The organism is Pinisolibacter sp. DMC100, from assembly GCF_056313705.1.
The window spans coordinates 416,665-440,041 of record NZ_JBQUZT010000001.1 but is presented as its reverse complement, the minus strand read 5'-3'; the positions used below and the strand labels follow the sequence as shown (position 1 = coordinate 440,041).

22 protein-coding genes are annotated in these 23,377 nt (G+C 71.4%); 8 read left to right on the top strand and 14 right to left on the bottom strand.

What is annotated here, in order from left to right; all coding sequences use genetic code 11:
* The first annotated feature begins 76 nt into the window (after nt 1-76).
* Nucleotides 77-2,809, top strand: coding sequence for a DNA mismatch repair protein MutS (gene mutS, locus ACT541_RS02120; protein WP_476133908.1), 2,733 nt, complete (start codon nt 77-79; stop codon nt 2,807-2,809).
* A gap of 30 nt (nt 2,810-2,839) precedes the next feature.
* On the opposite strand, the gene olsB is transcribed toward mutS, so the two are convergent.
* The 7 genes from olsB to rsmI form a co-directional block, all read right to left on the bottom strand.
* Nucleotides 2,840-3,796 carry a l-ornithine N(alpha)-acyltransferase gene (olsB, locus tag ACT541_RS02115; protein ID WP_476133906.1) on the bottom strand — a complete coding sequence of 319 codons (957 nt, stop codon included), beginning with the start codon at nt 3,794-3,796 and terminating at the stop codon, nt 2,840-2,842.
* Nucleotides 3,797-3,926: 130 nt separating this feature from the next.
* Nucleotides 3,927-5,705, bottom strand: coding sequence for an ATP-binding protein (locus ACT541_RS02110; protein WP_476133904.1), 1,779 nt, complete (start codon nt 5,703-5,705; stop codon nt 3,927-3,929).
* Between the two features lie 263 nt (nt 5,706-5,968).
* Entirely contained in the window at nt 5,969-7,501 is a 1,533-nt protein-coding gene (locus ACT541_RS02105; RefSeq protein ID WP_476133902.1) for a YifB family Mg chelatase-like AAA ATPase, read from the bottom strand.
* A gap of 115 nt (nt 7,502-7,616) precedes the next feature.
* A complete protein-coding gene (locus tag ACT541_RS02100) occupies nt 7,617-8,570 on the bottom strand; it encodes a substrate-binding domain-containing protein (protein ID WP_476133900.1) in 954 nt (317 codons plus the stop codon).
* A 10-nt stretch (nt 8,571-8,580) separates the two neighbouring features.
* A complete protein-coding gene (gene gshB, locus ACT541_RS02095; protein WP_476133898.1) occupies nt 8,581-9,534 on the bottom strand; it encodes a glutathione synthase in 954 nt (317 codons plus the stop codon).
* A gap of 191 nt (nt 9,535-9,725) precedes the next feature.
* Complete coding sequence (locus ACT541_RS02090) at nt 9,726-10,127, bottom strand: YraN family protein (protein WP_476133896.1); 402 nt, start codon at nt 10,125-10,127, stop codon at nt 9,726-9,728.
* A 5-nt stretch (nt 10,128-10,132) separates the two neighbouring features.
* The gene (gene rsmI / locus ACT541_RS02085; protein WP_476133895.1) at nt 10,133-11,062 is read right to left on the bottom strand and encodes a 16S rRNA (cytidine(1402)-2'-O)-methyltransferase; all 930 of its coding nucleotides are present in this window, start codon (nt 11,060-11,062) and stop codon (nt 10,133-10,135) included.
* Nucleotides 11,063-11,236: 174 nt separating this feature from the next.
* On the opposite strand from rsmI, the gene ACT541_RS02080 reads away from it, so the two are divergent.
* Nucleotides 11,237-12,448: a penicillin-binding protein activator gene (locus ACT541_RS02080; RefSeq protein ID WP_476133893.1), complete on the top strand. Its 1,212-nt coding sequence runs from the start codon at nt 11,237-11,239 to the stop codon at nt 12,446-12,448.
* A 66-nt stretch (nt 12,449-12,514) separates the two neighbouring features.
* Here ACT541_RS02080 and ACT541_RS02075 read toward each other — a convergent pair whose 3' ends face one another.
* Nucleotides 12,515-12,979, bottom strand: coding sequence for a MarR family winged helix-turn-helix transcriptional regulator (locus ACT541_RS02075; RefSeq protein WP_476133892.1), 465 nt, complete (start codon nt 12,977-12,979; stop codon nt 12,515-12,517).
* Nucleotides 12,980-13,057: 78 nt separating this feature from the next.
* Here ACT541_RS02075 and ACT541_RS02070 point away from each other — a divergent pair, with 78 nt between their 5' ends.
* Together ACT541_RS02070 and ACT541_RS02065 are read left to right on the top strand one after the other, a co-directional pair.
* On the top strand, nt 13,058-13,483 hold the full coding sequence (locus tag ACT541_RS02070) for a nuclear transport factor 2 family protein (protein WP_476133890.1): 426 nt from the start codon (nt 13,058-13,060) through the stop codon (nt 13,481-13,483).
* A gap of 1 nt (nt 13,484) precedes the next feature.
* Nucleotides 13,485-13,892: a hypothetical protein gene (locus ACT541_RS02065; protein WP_476133888.1), complete on the top strand. Its 408-nt coding sequence runs from the start codon at nt 13,485-13,487 to the stop codon at nt 13,890-13,892.
* Between the two features lie 73 nt (nt 13,893-13,965).
* Here the strand turns inward: ACT541_RS02065 and hemW are convergent, their stop codons facing one another.
* From hemW to rph, 3 genes are all read right to left on the bottom strand, one after another.
* The gene (gene hemW / locus ACT541_RS02060; RefSeq protein ID WP_476133886.1) at nt 13,966-15,129 is read right to left on the bottom strand and encodes a radical SAM family heme chaperone HemW; all 1,164 of its coding nucleotides are present in this window, start codon (nt 15,127-15,129) and stop codon (nt 13,966-13,968) included.
* Nucleotides 15,130-15,209: 80 nt separating this feature from the next.
* The gene (gene rdgB / locus ACT541_RS02055; protein ID WP_476133885.1) at nt 15,210-15,833 is read right to left on the bottom strand and encodes an RdgB/HAM1 family non-canonical purine NTP pyrophosphatase; all 624 of its coding nucleotides are present in this window, start codon (nt 15,831-15,833) and stop codon (nt 15,210-15,212) included.
* A 35-nt stretch (nt 15,834-15,868) separates the two neighbouring features.
* Complete coding sequence (gene rph, locus ACT541_RS02050; RefSeq protein ID WP_476133884.1) at nt 15,869-16,582, bottom strand: ribonuclease PH; 714 nt, start codon at nt 16,580-16,582, stop codon at nt 15,869-15,871.
* 153 nt (nt 16,583-16,735) lie between these two features.
* Between rph and hrcA the strand changes: the two genes are divergently transcribed.
* From hrcA to hslU, 4 genes are all read left to right on the top strand, one after another.
* Nucleotides 16,736-17,827 (top strand): heat-inducible transcriptional repressor HrcA, encoded by a 1,092-nt coding sequence (gene hrcA, locus ACT541_RS02045; RefSeq protein ID WP_476133883.1) that lies wholly within the window; start codon nt 16,736-16,738, stop codon nt 17,825-17,827.
* Between the two features lie 361 nt (nt 17,828-18,188).
* Entirely contained in the window at nt 18,189-18,743 is a 555-nt protein-coding gene (hslV, locus tag ACT541_RS02040; RefSeq protein WP_476133882.1) for an ATP-dependent protease subunit HslV, read from the top strand.
* A gap of 1 nt (nt 18,744) precedes the next feature.
* Complete coding sequence (locus ACT541_RS02035) at nt 18,745-19,812, top strand: hypothetical protein (protein WP_476133881.1); 1,068 nt, start codon at nt 18,745-18,747, stop codon at nt 19,810-19,812.
* Nucleotides 19,809-21,119, top strand: coding sequence for an ATP-dependent protease ATPase subunit HslU (hslU, locus tag ACT541_RS02030; RefSeq protein ID WP_476133880.1), 1,311 nt, complete (start codon nt 19,809-19,811; stop codon nt 21,117-21,119). The genes ACT541_RS02035 and hslU overlap by 4 nt, the downstream gene beginning before the upstream one ends.
* Before the next feature lie 52 nt (nt 21,120-21,171).
* On the opposite strand, the gene ACT541_RS02025 is transcribed toward hslU, so the two are convergent.
* The 3 genes from ACT541_RS02025 to mltA are packed head-to-tail and all read right to left on the bottom strand — an operon-like array spanning nt 21,172 to nt 23,353.
* Nucleotides 21,172-21,543: a helix-turn-helix domain-containing protein gene (locus ACT541_RS02025; protein WP_476133878.1), complete on the bottom strand. Its 372-nt coding sequence runs from the start codon at nt 21,541-21,543 to the stop codon at nt 21,172-21,174.
* Entirely contained in the window at nt 21,540-22,241 is a 702-nt protein-coding gene (locus ACT541_RS02020; protein ID WP_476133877.1) for a Smr/MutS family protein, read from the bottom strand. The genes ACT541_RS02025 and ACT541_RS02020 overlap by 4 nt, the downstream gene beginning before the upstream one ends.
* A complete protein-coding gene (gene mltA / locus ACT541_RS02015; protein WP_476133876.1) occupies nt 22,238-23,353 on the bottom strand; it encodes a murein transglycosylase A in 1,116 nt (371 codons plus the stop codon). The genes ACT541_RS02020 and mltA overlap by 4 nt, the downstream gene beginning before the upstream one ends.
* Nucleotides 23,354-23,377: the final 24 nt, after the last annotated feature.

Sequence of the window (23,377 nt, the reverse complement as noted above, 5' to 3'; positions counted from 1 at the left end):
GCGGCGGGGGATCGCATCGGCTATCTTCGCCCGATCCTCGCCCGTCGCCCTCCCCTGCCGCCGAGCCCTCAGCGCCATGACCGACACCTCGTCCCGCGATGCCGACCAGCGCCCGACGCCCGTCATGGAGCAGTTCCTGGAGATCAAGGCGGCCAATCCGGACAGCCTGCTGTTCTACCGGATGGGCGACTTCTACGAGCTGTTCTTCGGCGACGCCGAGGAGGCCTCCCGTGCGCTCGGCATCGTGCTGACCAAGCGCGGCAAGCACCTCGGCGAGGACATCCCGATGTGCGGCGTGCCGATCCACCGCGCCGACGAATATCTCCAGCGCCTGATCGCCCTCGGCTTCCGCGTCGCGGTCTGCGAGCAGCTCGAGGATCCGGCGGAGGCGAAGAAGCGCGGTGCCAAGTCGGTCGTCCGGCGCGACGTCGTCCGCCTCGTGACGCCCGGCACGATCACCGAGGACAGCCTGCTCGACGCCGGCACCGCCAACCATCTCCTCGCGATCGCCCGCACCGGCGGCGACGCCGAGACGGCGCGCTGGGGGCTGGCGCGCGTCGACATCTCGTCGGGCTCGTTCCGGGTGACCTGCGTCGACACCGGCCGGCTCGCCGCCGAGATCGCCCGCATCGATCCGCGCGAGATCGTGCTGGCCGAGAAGCTGTTCGAGGACGAGACGCTGAAGCCGCTGATCCGGCGCGAGAAGATCGCGCTGACCCCGGTCTCGGCGGCGCTCTTCGACGCGGCGACGGCGGAGGCGCGCATCGCCGCCTATTTCGAGGTCGCCGCCCTCGACGGCTTCGGCCGCTTCGAGCGTGCCGAACTCTCGGCCATTTCCGGCGTCGTCGCCTATGTCGAGAAGACCCAGGTCGGCATGAAGGCGCGGCTCGAGCCGCCGCGGCGCGAGGAGGATGCCGGCGGCATCCTGGCGATCGATCCCGGCACGCGGGCCAATCTCGAGATCATGCGCACGCTCTCGGGCGAGCGGCGCGGCTCGCTCATCGCCGCCATCGACCGGACCGTGACGCCGAACGGCCAGCGCCTCCTCGCCGAACGGCTGGCCGGTCCCTCGACCGCGGTCGCGGTGATCGGCCGGCGGGCCGACGCGGTCGCCTTCCTGGTCGACGACGCGACCTTCCGCCGCCAGCTGCGCGAGGCGCTCTCGACCGCGCCCGACATGCTGCGGCCGCTCGGCCGGCTGGCGCTGCAGCGCGGCGGCCCGCGCGATCTCGCCGCGATCGGCCGCGGCCTCGTCGCCGCCGGGACGATCGGCGGGGCGCTCGCCCGGCTCGCCGTCCTGCCGGAAGAGCTCGCCCGCGCCCGCGACGCCGCACTCGAGGCGCCGCAGGATCTCGCCGACGTGCTGGCGACGGCGCTGGTCGACGAGCCGCCGCTGCTCAGGCGCGACGGCGGTTTCGTGCGGACCGGCTGGTCGATCCCCCTCGACGAGGCGCGCGAGCTCTCGGCCGACAGCCGGCGGCTGATCGCCCGGCTGGAAGGCGACTACGTCGCCGCGACCGGCATCAAGTCGCTGAAGATCCGCCACAACAACGTGCTCGGCTTCTTCGTCGACACCACCCCGGCCCATGCCGAGAAGCTGACGCAGCCGCCGCATGTCGAGCGCTTCGTCCATCGCCAGACGCTCGCCAACGCCGTGCGCTTCTCGACCGTCGAACTCTCCGGCCTCGAGGCGAAGATCGCGTCGGCCGGCGAGCGGGCGCTCGGCATCGAGGGCGAAATCTTCGAGGATCTGACGCGGCGGGTGCTCGCCGCCGAGCCGGCGATCCGCGCTGCGGCGGAAGCGCTGGCGATCCTCGACGTCGCGGCCGGTCTCGCCGAGATCGCCGATGCCGAGGGCTGGGTGCGCCCGGTGGTCGAGGAGAGCCTCGCCTTCCGCATCGAGGGCGGCCGCCATCCGGTGGTCGAACAGGCGCTCAGGACGACGACCGGCGAGCCCTTCGTCGCCAACGACTGCGATCTCGGTCCGCGCGCCTCGGAGGGCGAGGGCCGGCTCGTCATCGTCACCGGGCCCAACATGGGCGGCAAGTCGACCTTCCTGCGCCAGAACGCGCTGATCGTGCTGCTCGCCCAGATCGGCGCCTTCGTGCCGGCGCGGGCCGCGCGGATCGGCGTCGTCGACAAGCTCTTCAGCCGCGTCGGCGCCGCCGACGATCTGGCGCGCGGCCGTTCGACCTTCATGGTCGAGATGGTCGAGACCGCCGCGATCCTCAATCAGGCCGGCCGCAACGCCCTCGTCATCCTCGACGAGATCGGCCGCGGCACCGCCACCTTCGACGGCCTGTCGATCGCCTGGGCGACGATCGAGCACCTGAACGCGGTCAACCGCTGCCGCGCCCTCTTCGCCACCCACTATCACGAGCTGACGACGCTGGCCGAGCGCCTGCCGCGCATTGCCAACGTCACCTCGGCGGTCCGGGAATGGAAGGGCGACGTCGTCTTCCTGCACGAGATCGTCGCCGGCGCCGCCGACCGCTCCTACGGCATTCAGGTGGCGCGTCTCGCCGGCCTGCCGCCCAAGGTGATCGAGCGCGCCAAGGCGGTGCTGCGTCAGCTGGAGGAGCAGGATCGCCGCGGCCGCCGAGACGCCTTCGTCGACGAGCTGCCGCTGTTCTCGGCGATGAAACCGGCCGCCGCGCCGGAACCCGAGCCCGCGCAGGACGACGGGCGGCTCGCGGCGCTGCTCGAGGCGATCGCCGAGATCGATCCCGACGACCTCACCCCGCGCGCCGCGCTCGACGCGCTCTATCGGCTGAAGGCGCGGGCGAAGGAGATCGAGGCCGAGGGCTGAGCGCCCTCGCCTCCCGTGCTTTCGCGGCCCTCAGGCCGCCGGCTGGGCGACGTCGAAGAAGTCGACCCAGCGCTTGGCGATCTCGGCCACCGGCATGATGACGAAGACGTCCGTCGTGCCGAACTGGTGGTCGATCACCGCGCCCTCGCCGATCTTGGCGCCGAGCTTGAGGTAGCCCTTGAGCAGCGGCGGCAGCGAGCGCATGGCGCCGCGCGGGTCGATCGCCTCCTTCGACAGACGGTCCATCGTCACGTAGCGCTCGGGAAGCGCGCGGACGGTCCAGTCGGCACCGGCGGCGAAGTGGTGATGCAGGAAGGACAGCGGCAGGGCGAGGCGCGACGGGTCGGTGCCCTCGAGGCTGGCGCAGCCGATCATCGCGTCGATGCGGTGACGACGGACATAGACCCAGATCGCCTGCCACAGCAGTTCGAGCGTCCGCTTGGCGCGCCACTGCGGCAGCACGCAGGAGCGGCCGAGCTCCAGGAACTCGAGGTCGGCGCGGGCGTCGAGCAGCGGCTGGACGTCGAATTCGCCGGCCGAATAGAAGCCGTCGTGGCGCTCGGCGACCGAGCGGCGCAGCACGCGGTAGGTGCCGACGATGCGCGGGCGGGTCTTGCCGAAGGGCTTGGACTCGGGCGCGTCGTGGTCGAGCACCAGGATGTGGTCGCAGATGGCGTCGAAGTCGTCGGCGTCGCGGCGGGTCATCGACGTCCACATGTCGGGCACCGCCGACATTTCCTCGTAGAAGACGCGGTAGCGCAGTTCCTGCGCCCGCTTCACTTCGCCGACGGTGCGGGCGAGGCGCGCCTCGAGGCTGCCGATGCGGCCGAGCGGCGCCTGGCCGCGCATGCCGCCGAGCGGCCCGAGCGGCAGCGGCAGACCGATGCCCGGCAGCACGTCGATGCGACCGGCGGGCAGGCGGCGGGGAGCGCCGATGCGGCCGAGCAGCGGAATGGGCGAAGCCGTGGAGGCGGAGGCGCGGAACATGGGCGACCCTATCGAGACGGAGCATGCCCGACGTCGACCAGCGCGCGCCGGTCCGTCGGCATGTTGTCGTCTGACCACGCCGGGGCAACACCGGCGTGACGGTTCCGCGAAGGATCGATGACGGTCCGGCTCAGCCGGCGGCGCGGCGCCCGGCGAGGGAAGCGGCGCGACGGTCGAACAGGGCGGCGAGCCGATCGCGATCGATCGGCTTGACCATGGTGGCGTCGGCACCGGCGGCGGCGGCACGTTCGGCGGCGGCCGGGGTGGCGTCGGCGGTCAGCGCCACGACGAGGGCGCGCGGGCCCTCCTCCGGTTCGCCGGCGCGCAGCGAGCGGATGGCGGCGAAGCCGTCGAGGCCGGGCATGTGGAGGTCCATCAGCACGACGTCGAAGGGGTGGCCCTCGGCGCGGGCACGTTCGGCCCGGTCGACGGCGGCGGCGCCCTCGCCGGCGACGGTCACCCGGTGGCCGGCGTGTTCGAGCGCGGCGCGGCCGAGCAGCGCGTTGATCTCGTTGTCGTCGACCAGCAGCACGTCGAAGCCGGAGGTCGCGGGCGAGGCCTGATGGCGCACGGTCGCGCGGCCGCGATCCTCGAGGGCGAGGGCTACGACACGGACGAGCGAGGCGGCGCGGACCGGGCGGACGAGATGGGCGGCGAAGCCGGCGGCGCGCAGGCCGGGCAGCGCCGAGCGACCGGTCGGCGGCACCATGACCACCGCGGGGGCGGCGATGCCGCTCGCCCGCAGGTCTTCGAGCACGGCGGCGGGATCGACCCCGCCGTGGGCGTCGACCAGCACGACGTCGAAGCCGTCACGACCGCCGAGAGCGGCGACGTCCTCGACCAGCCAGGCCTCGGCGCCGAGCGCATGGAGCCGGCGCACCAGCAGCGGCGGCTCGACGCCGGCGCGCGAGACGAGGGCGACGCGGCGGCCGCGCAACGGCCGTTCGGGTTCGGCGGCGGGGCCGACGGCGGGGAGATCGAGCACGAAGGAGAAGGTCGAGCCTTCGCCCGGCCGCGAGGCGAGGGCGATGCGTCCGCCCATGCGGTCGACGATGCCGCGGGCGATGGCGAGGCCCAGACCGGTGCCGCCGCGCGCCGGTTCGCCCTCGGCCTCGACGCGCGCCCAGGCGTCGAAGATGCGCGAGGCCTCGGCCGGATCGATGCCGATGCCGGTGTCGCGGACGCGGAACAGCACGCCCTCCTCGACCCGCTCGACCTCGATGGCGACGCCGCCGGTCTCGGTGAACTTCACCGCATTGCCGGCGAGGTTGATCAGCACCTGGCGCAGCAGCAGCGGATCGACCGCCACGGGGGCGGAGGCGGAGAAGGCGACATGGCCGACCAGTTCCAGCCCCTTGGCCTGACAGGGCGGCGCCAGCAGTTCGACCACCTCCTCGACCACCGCCTCGAGCGCGGTCGGCACCGGGCGCGGCTCGACATGGCCGGCCTCGAGGCGGGAGAGGTCGAGATAGCCGTCGACCAGACCGAGCAGCGCGGTGCCGGAGGAGCGCAGCGCGCGGACATAGGCCGTCTGTTCGGCCGTCAGGCTCGTCTCGCCGAGCAGGTCGGCGAGGCCGAGGATGCCGGTCAACGGCGTGCGGATCTCGTGGGCGGCGAGCGTCAGGAAATGGGCGCGGGCGTCGGCATCGACCGGGTCGGCGGACGGCGTCGCGGGGGTGACGGCCTCGGTGGGGGTCTCGGCGACCGGGTTGAGGCGGTCGACGATCACCGCGAGCGCGGCGACGACGGCGGCGACGATGACCAGATCGCGGGCGAATTCGGCATCGGCGACGGCGGCGACGGTCGCCAGCGCGATCGCCAGGAGCACGAAGCCGGCGTGACGGAGGTGGCCGTGGCGGACCTTCGGCGAGGCGTCGGCTCGGGCCGATCCGGGAGGGGTGTCGATCATCGCTGGTCCGCCGCGAAGAGGGTCCAGGTCGGGTCCCACGCGGCCACGGGCTTGAGCCGTGGGCAACGTCGTCGCGCGACCGGCGCGCCGCCGTCTTCGGCGTGCCTGCCGCGATCATCGCCGGCAGGCGTTGCGAAAGGTTTGACGCGCGGGCCGGCGCGGCGGTTTTCCACCGGCGACGGGGGTTTTCCACGCGTGAATCGCCGCCGGACCTGCGGCGGTCGATCGACGCATCGATCCGAGCGATCGGCAGCGGCGTTCGCTCAGGCGGCGCCGGCCAGACGTTCGCCGGCGCGGCGATAGGCGAAGCCTTCGGCGAGATGCAGCCGGGTGACGCGCGGGGCGTCCTCCAGATCGGCGAGGGTGCGGGCGACCTTGAGGACGCGGTGGCAGGCACGGGCCGAGAGCCGCAGACCGTCCGCCGCCTCGGTCAGCAGCCGACGGGCACCGGGCTCGAGATCGACCAGCTCCTCCACCAGGGCGGCGGGGATGTCGGCATTGGTGCGCAGACCGTCGAGGCCGCGCGCGGCGAAGCGCGACAGCTGGCGCTCCCGCGCCCGAGCGACGCGGGCGGCGACCTCCCGCGAGCCCTCGCGCGGCGCCGGCAGGAAGAGATCGGCGGCGGAGACCGCGCCGACCTCGACCCGCATGTCCATGCGGTCGAGCAGCGGTCCGGAGAGGCGGGCCTGATAGTCCTCGGCGCAGCGCGCGCCGCGGCGGCAGGTGTGGCCGGGCTCGCCGGCATGGCCGCAGCGGCAGGGGTTCATCGCCGCGACGAGCTGGATGCGGGCGGGATAGGCGACGCGATGATTGGCGCGCGCGATCACCACTTCCCCCGTCTCCAGCGGCTGGCGCAGACCGTCGAGCACCTGCGGCGCGAACTCGGGCAACTCGTCGAGGAAGAGCACGCCGTTGTGGGCGAGCGAGATCTCGCCCGGCCGCGCCCGGATGCCGCCGCCGACCAGCGCCGCCATCGAGGCGGAGTGGTGGGGGGCGCGGAAGGGGCGGCGATCGGTCAGCCGGCCGTCGGCGAGTTCGCCGGCGATCGAGGCGATCATCGACACTTCGAGCAGTTCGCGGGGGCCGAGCGGCGGCAGGATCGAGGGCAGACGGGCGGCGAGCATCGACTTTCCCGAACCGGGCGGACCGACCATCAGCAGGTTGTGGCCACCGGCGGCGGCGACCTCGAGCGCTCGTTTGGCGCTCTCCTGACCGCGGACGTCGGCGAGGTCGGGCAGGTCGTTCGCCGGTTCGCGCACCTTGGGCGCAGGGCGGGAGAGAACCTGCGTTCCCTTGAAGTGGTTGGCGAGCTGGGCGAGGCTGCGGCCGGCGACGATGGCGAGATCGGGGCTCGCCCAGGCGGCCTCCGAGCCGCTCTCGGCCGGGCAGATCAGCCCCTTGCCGAGCGCGCTGGCGGCGATCGCGGCGGGCAACACGCCGTTGACGGTGGCGATGGTGCCGTCGAGCGCCAGTTCGCCGAGGGCGACGTGCTCGCCGAGCTGGTCGCCCGGCATGGCACCGATCGCCGACATGATGGCGAGCGCGATCGGCAGATCGTAGTGGCTGCCCTCCTTGGGCAGGTCGGCGGGAGCGAGATTGACGGTGATGCGCCGCTGCGGCAGGGCGAGGCCGGCGGCGAAGAGGGCGGCGCGGATGCGTTCGCGGCTCTCGCCCACCGTCTTGTCGGGCAGGCCGACCAGCGCGAAGGTCGGATTGCCCGCCGTGATCTGAACCTGGACGTCGACCGGAACGGCCTCGACGCCCTGAAACGCGACGGTGGTGACTCTCGCGACCATGTTCCGCTCCTTGGCTCGGAGAGCATGGAACATTTCACGAACGATTGCAACCCGTCGGCGATCGCCACGTCGCGCAGGTTGTTTCATGCGAACATCACCGGAACGGAACCGACGATCAGTCGGGTTTGGCGAGGAGGTCGCGGCGGGTGAAGACGTCGAAGCCGACATAGACGACCTCGGCGATCGGCTTGCCCTTGCGGCGGGCGGCGAGCATCTCGGCGATGCGGGTGCCCATCTCGGCCGGACGCTGGCCGACGAGGACATGGGCGAGGCCGTCGCGCACCAGCCGCTTCTCCAGCGGCAGCGCATCGGCGACGACCAGGATCGGCTTGGCACGGTCGAGACGGTCCTTGTGGCGGCCGGCGATCTCGCGCCACACCGCCTCGTCGAGCAGCGGCCAGGCGCCGATGGAGACCACCGCGTCGAGTTCGGGATGTTCGAGGATCACCCGATCGACGGCCTGGGCGGCGACGCGGGCTTCCGCCGCGGTGGCGATCGGCGAGGCCGGGATCTCGCGCCAGTCGCCGCCGAGCGCGTCGCGTACGCCGGCGAGGCGATCGACCAGCACCGGCGAGGCGGCGTCGCCGGTGATCACCGCATAGAGACCGCCGGTCGGCCGCCAGCGCTTCAGCGAGGCGCCCAGCGCGCGGCCGAAGTCACGGGCGTCGGAACCGACGAAGGCGTCACGGGTCGCGGCCGGCAGGTCGGCGTCATAGGCGACGACCGGGATGCCGGCGGCGCGCGCCGCGGCCACGGCGGGCTGGACGTCGGACAGCGAAGCCGGCGACACGGCGATGCCGGCGACTTTCTCGGCGACGAGATCGGCGATGATCCGGCCCTGGCTGCGCGGCTCGTTCGGGCCGGGCGCCAGCATGGTGCATTCGGCGCCGCCGAGCTTCGCCGCCGCGGTCCGACAGCCCTCCGCCACCGCCTCGTGGAACTCGCTGCCGGCGGTCGGGGCGACGATCACGAAGCGATCGGCCGCCGCCGCGGCATGCCCGCCGGCGAGGAGGCCGAGGGCGAGCGATGCGGCGAACAGGCGGGACGACGGGCGAGCGGCGGGCGGCAAGGAGCTCTCCTCAGGCGCGGGCGGCGGCGATCTTGGCCTCGATCCGATCCCAGACCATGGCCGCGATGTCGGGGCCGCCGAGGCGACGGATGGCGCGGATGCCGGTCGGCGAGGTGACGTTGATCTCGGTGAGCCAGTCGCCGATGACGTCGATGCCGACGAGGATCAGGCCACGCTCTCGCAGGAACGGGCCGATCCGCTCGCAGATCTCGCGTTCGCGCGGGGTGAGTTCGGTCGCCGCCGCCTGACCGCCGCGCACCATGTTGGAGCGCAGGTCGTCGGCGGCCGGGACGCGGTTGACGGCACCGGCGAACTCGCCGTCGACCAGGATGATGCGCTTGTCGCCCTGGCGCACCTCGCTCTGGTAGCGCTGGATCACCCAGGCCTCGCGCCAGGTGGCGGCGAACATGTCCATCAGCGAGCCGAAGTTCTCGTCCTCGCGTTTCACGCGGAACACCGCCGAACCGCCGTGGCCGTAGAGCGGCTTCATGACGATGTCGCCGTGCTCGGCGCGGAAGGCGCGGATCTCCTCGGCGTCGCGGGTGATCAGCGTCGGTGGCATCAGATCGGGGAATTCGGTGACGAAGATCTTCTCCGGCGCGTTGCGGACGGAGGCCGGGTCGTTGACCACCAGCGTCTTCGGATGCACCCGCTCCAGCATGTGCGTCGTGGTGACGTAGTTGAGGTCGAAGGGCGGGTCCTGGCGCAACAGGATCGTGTCGAAGCGGGAGAGATCGACCCGTTCGACGGCGCCCAGCGTGTAGTGGTCGCCCGCCACGTCGCGGACCTCGAGGCGCTCGACCCCGGCGGAGACGCGGCCTTCGCGCAGCGCGAGGCGATCGGGGGTGTAGTGCCACAGGCGATGCCCGCGCGCCTGGGCTTCGAGCAGCAGGGCGAAGGTCGAATCGCCGGCGACGCGAATCGTGGCGATGTGGTCCATCTGGACGGCGACGTCGAGAGACATGCGGCTCGGTATCCTTCCGGGTGAGCGCGGGGGCCGACCGAGTTCTATCGCGGCGGCGGGGACGTGTCATACGAAATCCGATCGGAGAGATCGGGGTTTCGTATTCCGCTCTTCGAAAAAAACCGTTTCCGAACAATGGTTTTTTCGAAGAGTTGGATCCGGCGTCGCGAAGCGACCGGCCGGATCCCGCATCAATGCCGACGACGGGGGAGGTCGAGGTCGTCGGCGCGGAATGCATCGCTGACATGGGTCGGCCAACGGCCGGGGACAACCGCGACGATGTCGAATCGACGGTCGAGATCGGCGTGATGCGGGTGGGCGGCGACCCAGAGATCGGCGGCGGCGAGGATGCGGGCCCGTGCCGTCGGACCGACGGCGTCGATCGCGGCTGCGACCGATCCGCGCGCCTTGACCTCGACGAAGACCAGCGTGCGGCCGCGCTTCGCCACCAGATCGATCTCACCGAGCCGGCAGCGCCAACGACGGGCGAGGATGGCATGGAGCTTCAGCCTGAGCACCCAGGCGGCGCGGGCCTCGGCGGAGAGGCCGAGACCATAGGCGCGTCGACGGTCCTCGGTGCCGCGCCACGCCATGGGCGTCAACCCTCCGCCTTGATCGCCATGGCGCGTTCGTAGAGCGCCTTGCGGTCGGCACCGGTCAGCCGCGCCACCTCGGCCACCGCCTTGCCCGGCGCCTGACGGGCGAGCGCCGCGCGCAGCATGGCGTCGACGTCGGCCTCGGTCGCCTCTTCCGCGGCCGGCGGGCCGACGAGGACGACGACCTCGCCCTTGACGCTGCGGGCGGCGAAGGTCTCGGCCAGTTCGCCGAGCGGCGCGCGCACCACTTCCTCGAAGGTCTTGGTCAGTTCGCGCGCCATGACGCCGGCACGCGCCGGGCCGAAGACGGCGGCGGCGTCCGCCAGGCATTCGGCGAGGCGATGCGGGCTCTCGTAGAAGACCAGCGTCGCCGGCACGCGGGCGAGTTCCTCGAAACGATGGCGGCGGGCCTCGCGTTTCGGCGACGGGAAGCCGGCGAAGAGGAAGGCGTCCGACGGCAGGCCGCTCGCCACCAGCGCGGTCAGCAGCGCCGAGGCGCCGGGCACCGGGATCACGCGGTGACCGGCGGCGATCGCCTCGCCGACCAGCTTGTAGCCGGGGTCGGAGACCAGCGGCGTGCCGGCGTCGGAGACCAGCGCCACCGCCTTCCCCTCCTCCAGGGCGGCGAGGATGCGCGGGCGGCGCTCGGCGGCGTTGTGGTCGTTGTAGGAGACGAGGCGCGCGCGGATGCCGTAGCGGTCGAGCAGCACGCGGGTGACACGGGTGTCCTCGCAGACCACGAGATCGGCGCCGGCGAGCGTCTCGAGGGCGCGCAGCGTCACGTCGGCGAGGCGGCCGATCGGGGTCGCCACGACGTGCAGACCGGCGGGCTGACGGGGCGCGGGAAAGACGGTGGCGTCGATGCGGAAGGACGCGGCCCCGAGCGGCGCGTCGGCGCGATCGTTCGGTGGGAATTCGTCGTCGGTGGTCATGGTGGGATCCGGACAGAAACGGGGAAAAAACGGGCGGGGCGGCGGCCGAAACGCGCAGTCGGCAGGAAATCGCGTGGCGACGCTTTGACTTGTGCCGCTCGCGAGGCCAAAATTCGCCGCGATCGCGTGCCATGCGTCGAGTGGCCGACATCGACCGACGAGAGGTGTTCCTCCTTGCCGCGCAATGCCCCCTTCCTCGCCACCCGCCGAGGCTTCGTCACCGCCACCGTGGGCGGTGCTTCCGCGCTCGCGCTCGCCGGCTGCGGTTCCAACCTCTCCGGTGGCACCGGTGGGGGCGGTTTCGCCGAAGCTACACCGGGCGCGGCCCTGCCCGCCAGTGGCGACATGATCGGCACCGGATCCGTCCGCATCGGCCTGATCCTGCCGAAGTCGGCCGGTGGCCAGTCGGCCCAGATCGCCTCTCAGCTGCGCAACGCGGCCGAGCTGGCGCTGAAGGACTTCCCCGGCGCCGACATCACCATCCTGATCAAGGACGACGCGGGAACCACCGAGGGCGGCAAGACCGCCGCATCGGAAGCGATCTCGCAGGGCGCCCAGCTGCTGATCGGCCCGCTCAACGCGGTCGCCGCGCGCGGCGCGAGCGAACCGGCGCGTGCGGCCGGCGTGCCGATCGTCACCTTCACCACCGACACCACGGTGGCGACGCGCGGCGTCTATCTGATCGGCTTCCTGCCGTCGGCCGACGTCGAGCGCATCGTCTCCTATGCCGGCGCGCAGAACCGCAAGTCGATGGCGGCGATCGTCCCCGACGACGCCTACGGCGTGGTGGTCGAGGCCGCCTTCCGCGAACAGGCGGCGCGGTCGGGCATCCGCGTCATGGCGGTCGAGCGCTACAAGGGCGATCCGACCGACATGCAGACCAAGGCGGCGACCATCGCCAAGCTCGGCCAGCAGATCGATTCCGTCTTCGTCCCCGATGCCGGCTCCAATGCCGCGACGGTGATCCAGGCGATGGTCTCGGCCGGTCTCGACCGGTCGCGCGTCAAGTTCCTCGGCTCGGGCCGCTGGAACGATCCGTCGAGCCTCGCCGCGCCGGCACTCGCCGGCGGCTGGTTCCCGGCGGTCGATCCGCAGGCGGCTGACGGTTTCCGCTCGCGCTATCAGGCCGCCTACGGCTCGCCCGGCCCGCTCGCCATCCTCGGCTACGAGGCGGTGTTCCTCGCCGCCGGCCTCGTCCGCAACGCCGGCTCGCGGCCCTTCCGCGACGACGTGCTGCTGTCGCGCAACGGCTTCCTCGGCGTCACCGGCCTCTTCCGCTTCCGTGCCGACGGCACCTCGGAACGCGGCCTCGCGGTGATGGAAGTCGGCGGCGGCACCGCCCGCGCGATCTCGCCCGCCCCGAAGCAGTTCCCGCCGGGGACGTGAGGACGACGCGCCGTCCGCGTTTCGACGGGCGCGAGCCGTCGCATTCTTCGATCGACCGCCGTCGGCTCACCCCGCCTTCGGCGGTCGACGCGTTTCCAGGGCGCCGATCAGCTCGGCGAGCGTCGCGCGCAGGGCCGCCAGCCTTTCCGGGCCGATGATCCCCGCCGCTTCCGTCTCGACCTCGGCGCTGAGATCGATCAGGGCCGCCCAGACCGCCTCGCCTCGCGCGGTCGGCGTCACGAGCTTCGCGCGGCCGTCCTCGGGGTCGGGCCCGATCGTGACATAGCCGAGATCGGCGAGCGACTGCACCAGATAGGCCATGCTCTGTTTCGTCATCTGCGCCCGCTCGGCGAGATCGCTGACCCGCGATCCGGTCGGCAGGATGGTGCGGAACACGGTCGAGTGCGCCGGGCGGACGTCTGGAAAGCCGCGCTCGGCGAGACGAGCGTAGACGGCCTCCTGGAGCCGTTCGTAGGGCAACCGCAGGAGCGACCCGAGCGTCGTCTTCTCCTCCGAAATCGTTCGCGTCATCATGTGGACCCATATTGACAGAATGTCTGTCCAATTGATATGGACAGTTATTCTGTCTATATCGAGGGGCATCGAACCATGGAAGACCCGATCGAAAGAAATCTCGCGGTCGTCGCCGCGCATCTCGCCGCCGAAGGCCGCGACCCCACATCCGTCATGGATCTCTATACCGACGACATCGTCCTCGACATGCCGACCCGTGGTCTGTCCCTCGTCGGCAAACCGGCGATCGAGGCGAACTATCGGCGCATGTTCGGTGCGATGGATCTCCTCGCCATGGAGCCGATCGACCGCTTCGCCACCGAGACCCGTGTGGTCGACGAGATGCGGGCGCGATTCCGTCTCGTCCGCGAGGGCTTCGATCGGGCGCCCGTACCGATCGGCAGCCTCGTCGACCTTCATCTCCTGCACGTCTTCCGAATGCGGGACGGCAAGATCGCCCACGAAGCCGTCTTCGAGGGCTGGTCGCTGGTCGAGCCGGCCACCGCTGCGGGAGGAGCCTGACATGGCCTCCTCCTGGTTCCTGCGGGTCGGCGTCCTCTCCGCTCTCGCCGGCATGGGTCTCGGCATCGCCATGGCGATGTCCGAAGACCACACCCTGTCGCCGGTCCATGCCCATCTGAATCTGATCGGCTGGGTGACGATGTTCCTGGCCGGGCTCTTCTACGAACGCCGCCCGGCGCGCACCGCGGGGATCGCTCGGATCCATTTCGCCGTCGCGGTGATCGGGCTCGCGACCCTCATGCCGGGCATCACCGGGGTCCACCTCGGCTTCGCCTGGGGTGTCCCACTCGCCGCAATCGGATCGCTGGTGACACTCGCCTCGGCCGCGATCTTCGCGGTGGCCGTCTTCCGCGAAACGGCAGCCACGGCCGCAAGGCGCAGCCACGCCGCGTCTGCCTCGCGCGTCTGATGGCGAGCACACGAAGTCTCGACCCTTTCGAGACTTCGTGTACGACGGCAAGCCCGGCCGAGCCTCGCCCCCCTCAGGCCGCGAGATCGGCCACCACCGCATCGAGGACCGCGGCGCCGTCCTTGGTCGCGCGGACGCGGCGGGCGTTGCCGATGGTGATCGTCTCGACCATGCCGTGGGCCTCGAGATCGGCGAGACGCGCCGGATCGAGGACGCGGCCGGAGATGTCCTCCCAGCGGTCGAGATCGATGCCTTCGGTCAGGCGCAGGCCCATCAGCAGATATTCGTCGCCCTGTTCCTCGCGGGTCAGCAGCTCGTCGGTGTCGAGCGCGTTGCCGTGGGCCTCCACCAGGCGCAGCCACTTCTCCGGGTTCTTCTCGGTCGCGGTGGCGCGGCGTTCGCCGGCCTCGACGATGCGGCCGTGGGCACCGGCGCCGACGCCGACATATTCGCCGTAGCGCCAATAGACCAGATTGTGCCGGCTCTCGGCGCCCGGGCGGGCGTGGTTGGAGGTCTCGTAGGCCGGCATGCCCGCGGCTTCCAGCGTCTCGCGGGTCGCCTCCCAGAGATCGGCGGCGAGGTCCATGTCGGGCAGGATCAGCTTGCCGGCGCGGTGGAGATCGGCGAAGCGCGTCTCCTCCTCGATGGTCAGCTGGTAGACCGAGAGATGGTCGACGGCGAGATCGAGCGCCGCCTTCAGCTCCTCGCGCCAGGCCTCGACCGTCTGGTCGGGCCGGGCGTAGATCATGTCGAAGGACATCCGCGGGAAATGGGCGCGGGCGAGCGCGATGGCGTCGAGCGCCTCGGCGACGTCGTGGAGGCGGCCGAGACGCTTGAGATCGCGGTCGTCGAGCGCCTGGACGCCGAGCGACAGGCGGTTGACGCCGGCCGTCGCGTAGGCCGCGAAATTGGCGGCGTCCGCCGAATTCGGATTGGCCTCGAGGGTGATCTCGGCGTCCGCCTCGACGCTCCACAGCCGGGCGATCGCGCCGAGCACGGTCTCGACCGTCTTCGGCTCCATCAGCGAGGGCGTACCACCGCCGAAGAACACCGAGGAGACGCGGCGACCGGGGGTGCGGGCGGCGAAATGCTCGAGTTCGCGCACCAGCGCCCGGCCGTAACGCGCCTGATCGACGCCGCCGGGGCGGACGTGGCTGTTGAAGTCGCAATAGGGGCATTTGGATGCGCAGAAGGGCCAGTGCACGTAGATGCCGAAGCCCGGATCGAGACCCGCCATTCCCGTCTCCTTCGGCAGCCCACCATCCGAGCGAATCGCCCGCACGTCCGCCGCCGCGCGATGATTGCCCGAGCGCGCGGTCACAGACAACGCGCGGCGAAGGCGGAAAAGGCCCGTGCGCGATGGGAACGTCCGGTCTCGCCCGGCTTCAACCCGTGCTTCTCCTCGGCCGACATCTCGCCGAAGGTGCGGCTCTCGCCCTCCGGCAGGAACATCGGGTCGTAACCGAAGCCGGCGTCGCCCCGCGGCGGCCAGACCAGGGTGCCGTGGACCTCGCCGCGCACCGTCTCGGTGTGACCGTCGGGCCAGGCGAGGCAGAGGGCGGCGACGAAATGGGCGGCACGATCGGTGCTGCCCGACTGCGCCAACATCTCCTCGATGTTGCGCATGGCGCGGGCGAAGTCCTTGTCCTCGCCGGCCCAGCGCGCCGAGAAGATGCCCGGCTGACCGCCGAGCGCCGCGACGCAGAGCCCACTGTCGTCGGCGAGCGCCGGCAGGCCCGAGGCGAGGGCGGCGGCGAGCGCCTTGAGGGCCGCGTTGGCCTCGAAGGTCTCGCCGTTCTCCTCCGGCTCGGGCAGGTCGAGTTCGCCCGCCGACACGGCATCGATGCCGTGGGGGGCGAGCAGATCGCGGATCTCGGCGAGCTTGCCCTTGTTGTGGGTGGCGACGACGATCCGGCCGCCTTCGAGACGACGTGGGGTCATGGACGATCCTCCCTCTCCGGGCCGAGCGGCCGCGCTCAGCCGATGATGGTCTTCTGCAGGGCGACGAGCTCGCCGACGCCCTTTTCGGCGAGGCCGAGCAGCGCGTCGAGCTCGGCGCGGGTGAAGGGCTTGCCCTCCGCCGTGCCCTGGATCTCGACGATGCCACCGGAGCCGGTGATGACGAAGTTGGCGTCGGTCTCGGCGTTGGAATCCTCGGCATAGTCGAGATCGAGCACCGGAGTGCCGCGATAGATGCCGCAGGAGATCGCCGCGATGTGGTCCTTGAGGACCTCGCCCTTGAACATGTCGCGCGCCTTCATCCAGGCGAGACAGTCGTGCAGCGCGATCCAGGCACCGGTGATCGAGGCGGTGCGGGTGCCGCCGTCGGCCTGGATGACGTCGCAGTCGACGGTGATCTGGCGCTCGCCGAGCGCCTGCAGGTCGACCACGGCGCGCAGGCTACGGCCGATCAGACGCTGGATCTCGTGGGTGCGGCCCGACGGCTTGCCGGCATTGACCTCGCGACGCATGCGGTCGTGGGTGGCGCGCGGCAGCATGCCGTATTCGGCGGTGACCCAGCCGCGGCGCTGACCGCGCAGCCAGCCGGGCACGTTGTCCTCGAGGCTGGCGGTGCACAGCACGTGGGTATCGCCGAACTTCACCAGGCAGGAGCCCTCGGCGTGTTTGGCGACGCCGCGCTCGAGGCTGACGGAGCGCAGTTCGTCGGCGGCGCGTTTGGACGGGCGCATGGATATCTTTCGTTCGTTGGTCGTTTCGTAGGTCTCCCGTATCCCGCCGGGGGGCGGAGGTAAAGGCCGATCGGGGTCGCGGGACGATTGATCGGCCGCCGCCGTGATGTACGATCGAGGCCACGGCCCGATCGACGGGTCGACGGATTCAGCATGGCCCAGCCGCCGTTCCTCACCCAACCGCCTATCGCCGCCGGTGCCGGCAGCCTCGCCCAGCTCGACGAGCGCTCGCGCGAGATCTTCCGCCGCATCGTCGAGGGCTATCTCGACACCGGCGAACCGGTCGGCTCGCGCAACATCTCGAAACTGCTGCCGATGGCGCTGTCGCCGGCCTCGGTGCGCAACGTCATGGCCGATCTCGAACAGGCGGGCCTGATCTTCGCCCCGCACACCTCGGCCGGCCGGCTGCCGACCGAGAGCGGTCTGCGCTTCTTCGTCGATGCGATGCTGGAGATCGGCGATCTCGGCGAAGGCGAACGCCGCCGCATCGAGGCGGAGATCCGCGCCGCCGGCCGCACGCCGGAAGAGGTGCTGACCGAGGCGAGCCAGATGCTCTCCGGCCTCACGCGCGGCGCCGGTCTGGTGCTCGCCCACAAGGCCGATCTCAGGCTGAAGCACATCGAATTCGTCCGTCTGGAGCCGACGCGTGGCCTCGTCGTGCTGGTCGGCGAGGACGGATCGGTCGAGAACCGCGTCGTCGAGCTGCCGCTCGGCCTGCCGCCCTCGGCGCTGGTCGAGGCGACCAACTATCTCAACCGCACCATCCGCGGCCGCACCCTGACGGAGGCGCGGGCCGAACTCGAACGGCTCCAGGGCGAGCGTCAGGCCGAACTCGACGACCTGACCGCCCGCGTCGTCGAGGACGGGCTCGCCACCTGGGGCGAGGCGGCAGAAGGACGGCCGCAGCAGCTGATCGTGCGCGGCCGCGCCAATCTGCTCGACGATCTGCGTGCGGCGGAAGACCTCGAGCGCATCCGCTCGCTCTTCGACGACCTCGAGCGCAACCGCGACCTGATCGAGCTTCTCGGCGACGCCGAGCGCGGCGAGGGCGTGCGCATCTTCATCGGCTCGGAGGCGAAGCTGCATTCGCTGTCGGGGTCGTCGCTGGTGCTGGCGCCCTATCGCGACGCCGAGGCCCGCGTCGTCGGCGTGCTCGGCGTCATCGGCCCGACGCGCCTCCACTACGGCCGCATCGTGCCGATGGTCGACTACACCGCCAAGCTGGTCAGCCGGCTGATCGGGTGAGTTCGATTCGGAGGCGTTCGAATCGGATGCGAGACGATCGGGTTCCGTCTCCATCCAATTGTTTCAATTGGCGTTTTGTTTCGACTGTGGTGCGTGATGCTTCGAGACGGGCGCCCGAAGGGCGCGCCCCTCGGCATGAAGCGCATGTATTTGTTCTGAAACAGAAAAACACCTCATGCTGAGGAGCGGGCCGATGGCCCGCGTCTCGAAGCATCGCGCACCAAGGCAGGGAACCACCCCAAGGGTCCGAGAGCAGCCCCTCCGCCACCTCCGACGCCCCCATTTGCATTGTCCGCCGGGACGCCTACATGAGACGAACCGCGACGCCGTCCGCGCCCTCGAGAGACCCCCGGAGCCCCCCATGACCACGCCCACCGCTTCCTCCCCCGAGAGCTGGCACGGAACCACCATCGTCGCCGTCCGCAAGGGTGCCAAGGTCGTGGTGGCCGGCGACGGGCAGGTGACGCTCGGGGCGACCGTGATCAAGCACACGGCGCGCAAGGTGCGCCGGATCGGCCGCGGCGACGTGATCGGCGGCTTCGCCGGGGCGACCGCCGACGCCTTCACCCTGTTCGAGCGGCTGGAGAAGAAGCTCGAGCAGTATCCCGGGCAGCTGACGCGCGCCTGCGTCGAGCTCGCCAAGGACTGGCGCACCGATCGCTACCTGCGCCGGCTGGAAGCGATGATGATCGTCGCGGATGCCACCACGACGCTGGTTCTGACCGGCAATGGCGACGTGCTGGAGCCGGAAGGCGGCGTCGCCGGCATCGGCTCGGGCGGCACCTATGCTCTGGCGGCGGCGCGGGCGCTGATCGATCAGGATCTCGACGCCGAGGCGATCGCGCGAAAGGCGATGGCGATCGCCGCCGAGATCTGCGTCTACACCAACACCAACGTCGTCGTGGAGACGATCTGACATGAGCGACGGCGGCATTCGGCCCGACGATCCCGCCTTCTCCATCGGCCCGGCCGATCTCGACGCGGCGGTCGCCGCCGGCGTGATCGCGGCGGAGACCGCGACGGCGCTCGCCGCCTTCGCCACCGCGCGCGGGCGGGAACTGCCCGCCGCAGCCGACGAGGAGGCGGTGCGCTTCGTCACCTCGTTCAACGACGTCTTCGTCACCCTCGGCATCGCGCTGCTCACCGGCGCGGTCGTCGTCCTCGGCTTCCAGTTCGCGCCGATCGCGGCCGGTCCGGCCGTCGCCGTGCTCGCCTGGGGCCTCGCCGAGATCTTCACCGCGCGCCGCCGCATGGCTTTTCCGAGCATCGTGCTCGTCGCCCTCTTCGTCGCCGCCTGCGGCGGCAGCGTCGTCATGGCGAGTGGCGGCGGCGGCCCCTTCGTGGCGCTCGGCGCCGGCCTCGCCATGCTGATCGGCGGCTATGTCCACTGGCGCCGCTTCGGCGTGCCGATCTCGGTCGCCGCCGCAGCGGCCGGCGCGATCGCGATGACGGTCGGTCTCCTCGCCGGTGTCGCGCGGCCCTTCCTCGACGCCTATTTCGGCGCGGTCTGTCTGGTGTTGGGCCTCGGCGTCTTCGCGCTGGCGATGAAGTGGGACTTCTCCGACCGCGAGAGGCGGACGCGGCGCACCGACACCGCCTTCTGGCTGCACGTGCTGGCCGCCCCGCTGATCGTCCATCCGCTCGCTTCCCTGCTCGGCGCCGGCTTCGCCACCGTCTCGGGCGCGGCCCCGGCGCTGATCCTGGCGATGTTCGCGGTGATCGCCCTCGTCGCCATCGTGGTCGACCGCCGTGCCCTGCTCGTCTCTGCGCTCGTCTATTTCGGCGGCTCGATCCTGATGCTGATCCGCGGCGCCGGTTGGACCGGGTCGATCGACGAAGCCCTGACCGTCGGTCTCGTCGGCGCCGTGGTGCTCGGCCTCTCCGTCGCCTGGGCGCCGCTGCGCGCGGCCGTCCTCACATTCGTTCCGGCCGCGGTGCGCGCGGTCGTCCCCGCTCCCCGCGTCCCCCGAGGCCAAGCGTCATGACCAATTTCTCGCCCCGCGAGATCGTCTCCGAACTCGATCGCCACATCGTCGGCCAGAAGGACGCCAAGCGCGCCGTCGCCATCGCGCTGCGCAACCGCTGGCGCCGTCAGCAGCTCGAAGGCGCGCTGCGCGACGAGGTGCTGCCGAAGAACATCCTGATGATCGGCCCGACCGGCGTCGGCAAGACCGAGATCTCGCGTCGCCTCGCCAGGCTCGCCGACGCGCCCTTCCTCAAGGTCGAGGCGACCAAGTTCACCGAGGTCGGCTACGTCGGCCGCGACGTCGATTCGATCGTCCGCGATCTGGTCGAGATCGGCATCGGGCTGGTCAAGGCGCGCAAGCGGACCGAGGTCCGCGCCAAGGCCGAAATGGCGGCGGAGGAGCGCGTGCTCGACGCGCTGGTCGGCAAGTCCGCCTCACCCGCGACCCGCGACAGTTTCCGCCGCAAGCTCCGGGCCGGCGAGCTGAACGACAAGGAGATCGAGATCGAGGTGGCGGCGCCCGCCGCCATGCCGAACTTCGAGCTGCCCGGCATGCCCGGCGGCGGTTCGGTCGGCGTGATGAACCTCGGCGACATCTTCGGCAAGGCCTTCGGTGGCCAGCGCAAAGCGCGCAAGGTGACGGTCGCCGAGGCCCACGGGCCGCTGATGGCGGAGGAATCCGACAAGCTGGTCGATCAGGAGAGCGTCGTCACCGAGGCGATCCGCGCGGTCGAGGAGAACGGCATCGTCTTCCTCGACGAGATCGACAAGATCTGCGTCCGCGAGGGCCGCGGCGGTGGCGCCGACGTTTCACGGGAAGGCGTGCAGCGCGACCTGTTGCCGCTGATCGAGGGCACGACGGTCTCGACCAAATACGGGCCGGTGAAGACCGACCACGTGCTCTTCATCGCCTCCGGCGCCTTCCACGTGGCGACGCCGGCCGACCTTCTGCCCGAACTCCAGGGCCGCCTGCCGATCCGCGTCGAGCTGAAGCCGCTGACGAAGGAAGACTTCGAGCGCATCCTGACCGAGACCGAGGCGAGCCTGATCAAGCAGTACGTCGCGCTGATGGCGACGGAGGGCGTGACGCTCGAGGTCACCCCCGAAGCGATCTCGGAGATCGCCGGCGTCGCGGTCGAGATCAACGCCACGGTCGAGAACATCGGCGCACGGCGGCTGCAGACGGTGATGGAGCGGATCCTCGACGAGATCTCCTTCACTGCCCCGGACCGCTCCGGCGAGACGATCGTCATCGACGCCGCCCTGGTCCGCGAGAACGTCGGCGAGCTGGCGAAGAACACGGATTTGAGCCGGTTCATTCTGTGAGGTGGTGATCGATTCGGAAGCGATCGATTCGATTTCGAACCGATCGCCCGTCTCAAGCCCCATCCTTGGCCGCCGCCGCGCGCACCCGGTGGGAGAGATCTTTCAGCGACGCCTTCGACAGACCGCGGATGCGTTGGGCGAGAAGGTTCGCCAGTTCCGTCGCCTCCGGCGCGAGACCCGAGGTGTCGACGACGACGCGCGGGTCGGAGGCCTCGGCGAGGCGTTGGAGTTCCTCCGCCTCGTCCCAGATCACGTTGAAATAGGCGATGATGCGCTGGACCAGATACCAGGTCGGCACGCCGCGTTTGCCGTGTTCGAGCGCCGAGAGATAGGAGGCGGAGACGCCGAGGGCGCCCGCCATCTCCTTCAGCGTCACACCGCGCTCGTCGCGCAGCTGCCGGATCTTCGCTCCGAAGGGCGTCATGCCGTCCCCTCCCCGCCCCGCGGGCGCCTCAGCCGCACGTAGATCGCGCCGGCGCCGCCATGCGCCAGATGCGCCTCTTCGAAACCGATCACCCAATCGCGCAGAGACGGATCGGACAGCCAGTGCGGCACCGCGCGACGCAGGATGCCACGGTCGTGCGGGTCGCTTCCGGGCTTCGGCTTGCCCTTGCCGGTGATGACCAGAACGATGCGGGCGCCGCGCGAGCGCGCCAGTACCAGGAAGCCGCGCAGCGCCGAATGGGCCGCCTCCTGCGTCATGCCGTGGAGATCGAGCCGGTCGTCGATCGGCACGGCTCCGTTGCGCAGGCGGCGCTTGGTGCGGTGATCGATCCGCTCGAGCGAGGGCGGCGGCGCCACCGCGGGCGGCAGGTGCGACGACTCGGCGAAGTGTTTCACGTGAATCACCGGCAGGCGCCCGGACGGTTGGCGCCGCGTCGGGCCGGTCGGGCGCAGCGTGATGCGCTCGCGCGGGGGCGGGGGCGGGGGCGGGGGTTCCGCTTCGGCGACCGGCGACGGGGCGGCGACCGGAGCTTCCGCGACCACCTCCGCCGCCTCGGCGAGGGCGCGGGCGGCGGCGCGCGGGTCGAGCGGCTCGACCGTCTCGGCCACCTTGGCCCAGAGGCGGCGCTCGTCGTCACCGAGGAGACGGGTGCGGCGACGGGTGCGGCTCGAGCTCATGGCCGACCTCCGTCCCGCGGAACCAGGGCGACGAAGGCGTCCGGTACGTGGCGGATACGACCGGCAACCGCGGCAGCGGTGGGGCCGAGGCCGAAGAAGACGTCGCCGCGGGCCGGGCCGACGATGGCCGAACCGGTGTCCTCGGAGAGCATCAGCCGGTGGAAGGGCTCGATCGCTCCGTCCACGCCGGTCGGCAGATCGGCGGCGAGGAAGATCGGCGTGCCGAAGGTCATGAGCGTCCGATCGACGGCGAGCGACACGCCGGGCGTCACCTGCACGCCGGAGGCGGCGACCGCGCCGAGGTCGTCGTCGAGGCCGGTCTGCTCGGCGAAGAAGACGTAGGATCGGTTCTCGCGCATCAGGGTGCGGCCCTCGGCCGGGTGGTCGGTCAACCAGCGACGCAGGCGCTCGAGCGTCATCTCTTCCGCCGGGATCAGGCCGCGCTCGATCGCCAACTTGCCGATCGACGTGTAGGGGTGGCCCGCCTTGGCGGCATAGGCGAGGCGCATGACGCCGCCGTCGACGAGGCGGATGCGGACCGAGCCCTGGACGTGGACGAAGAAGGCCTCGACCGGATCGGCGAGATGGGCGAGCTCGAGCCCGCGGCCGGCGAGCGCCCCGTCCTCGAGCGCGGCGCGATCGTGGTAGGGGACGAGAGTGCCGTCTTCGCTCCGCCGCGCGAAGGCGTAAGAGGGATCGAGATCGGCCGGGCGATTGCCCGCGTCGACGTCGACGAGATCGTCGGGACGGGCGAGGAGCGGCACCGGGAAGCGCGGATCGTCGCTGCGGCGGGTGCCCTCGACCTCGGGCTCGAAATAGCCGGTGAGGAAGGGTTGCCCCTCGCGCGGCACGATCCGGCGGGGGGCGAACTGCGCCTCGAAGAAGGCGCGTGCGGCGGGCTCGTCGAGCGTTTCCGGCAGGTCGAGCGCCCGCGCGGACACACGGGCGAGGGCCGCGCCGTCGATGCCGAGGGCGCGTGTCTTCGGCGGCTTCGCCACGCGGTGCGGTGCCGCGCGGCGGAAGGCGGCGAAGGCGGGCGCGAGCGCCGCCTCGCCCCAGCCGGGGAGATCGGCGAAGGCGAGGGGAACGAGATCGGCGATCGCTTCGCTCATGTCGGTCGTTCCGCTCGCGGCATC

What these genes read in the sequence shown, in the direction of transcription:
- mutS (WP_476133908.1), top strand. Translation starts at nt 77, where the DNA reads ATGACCGACACCTCGTCCCGCGATGCCGACCAGCGCCCGACGCCCGTC.
- olsB (WP_476133906.1), bottom strand. Translation starts at nt 3,796, where the DNA reads ATGTTCCGCGCCTCCGCCTCCACGGCTTCGCCCATTCCGCTGCTCGGC.
- ACT541_RS02110 (WP_476133904.1), bottom strand. Translation starts at nt 5,705, where the DNA reads ATGATCGACACCCCTCCCGGATCGGCCCGAGCCGACGCCTCGCCGAAG.
- ACT541_RS02105 (WP_476133902.1), bottom strand. Translation starts at nt 7,501, where the DNA reads ATGGTCGCGAGAGTCACCACCGTCGCGTTTCAGGGCGTCGAGGCCGTT.
- gshB (WP_476133898.1), bottom strand. Translation starts at nt 9,534, where the DNA reads ATGTCTCTCGACGTCGCCGTCCAGATGGACCACATCGCCACGATTCGC.
- ACT541_RS02090 (WP_476133896.1), bottom strand. Translation starts at nt 10,127, where the DNA reads ATGGCGTGGCGCGGCACCGAGGACCGTCGACGCGCCTATGGTCTCGGC.
- rsmI (WP_476133895.1), bottom strand. Translation starts at nt 11,062, where the DNA reads ATGACCACCGACGACGAATTCCCACCGAACGATCGCGCCGACGCGCCG.
- ACT541_RS02075 (WP_476133892.1), bottom strand. Translation starts at nt 12,979, where the DNA reads ATGACGCGAACGATTTCGGAGGAGAAGACGACGCTCGGGTCGCTCCTG.
- ACT541_RS02070 (WP_476133890.1), top strand. Translation starts at nt 13,058, where the DNA reads ATGGAAGACCCGATCGAAAGAAATCTCGCGGTCGTCGCCGCGCATCTC.
- ACT541_RS02065 (WP_476133888.1), top strand. Translation starts at nt 13,485, where the DNA reads ATGGCCTCCTCCTGGTTCCTGCGGGTCGGCGTCCTCTCCGCTCTCGCC.
- hemW (WP_476133886.1), bottom strand. Translation starts at nt 15,129, where the DNA reads ATGGCGGGTCTCGATCCGGGCTTCGGCATCTACGTGCACTGGCCCTTC.
- rdgB (WP_476133885.1), bottom strand. Translation starts at nt 15,833, where the DNA reads ATGACCCCACGTCGTCTCGAAGGCGGCCGGATCGTCGTCGCCACCCAC.
- rph (WP_476133884.1), bottom strand. Translation starts at nt 16,582, where the DNA reads ATGCGCCCGTCCAAACGCGCCGCCGACGAACTGCGCTCCGTCAGCCTC.
- hrcA (WP_476133883.1), top strand. Translation starts at nt 16,736, where the DNA reads ATGGCCCAGCCGCCGTTCCTCACCCAACCGCCTATCGCCGCCGGTGCC.
- hslV (WP_476133882.1), top strand. Translation starts at nt 18,189, where the DNA reads ATGACCACGCCCACCGCTTCCTCCCCCGAGAGCTGGCACGGAACCACC.
- ACT541_RS02035 (WP_476133881.1), top strand. Translation starts at nt 18,745, where the DNA reads ATGAGCGACGGCGGCATTCGGCCCGACGATCCCGCCTTCTCCATCGGC.
- hslU (WP_476133880.1), top strand. Translation starts at nt 19,809, where the DNA reads ATGACCAATTTCTCGCCCCGCGAGATCGTCTCCGAACTCGATCGCCAC.
- ACT541_RS02025 (WP_476133878.1), bottom strand. Translation starts at nt 21,543, where the DNA reads ATGACGCCCTTCGGAGCGAAGATCCGGCAGCTGCGCGACGAGCGCGGT.
- ACT541_RS02020 (WP_476133877.1), bottom strand. Translation starts at nt 22,241, where the DNA reads ATGAGCTCGAGCCGCACCCGTCGCCGCACCCGTCTCCTCGGTGACGAC.
- mltA (WP_476133876.1), bottom strand. Translation starts at nt 23,353, where the DNA reads ATGAGCGAAGCGATCGCCGATCTCGTTCCCCTCGCCTTCGCCGATCTC.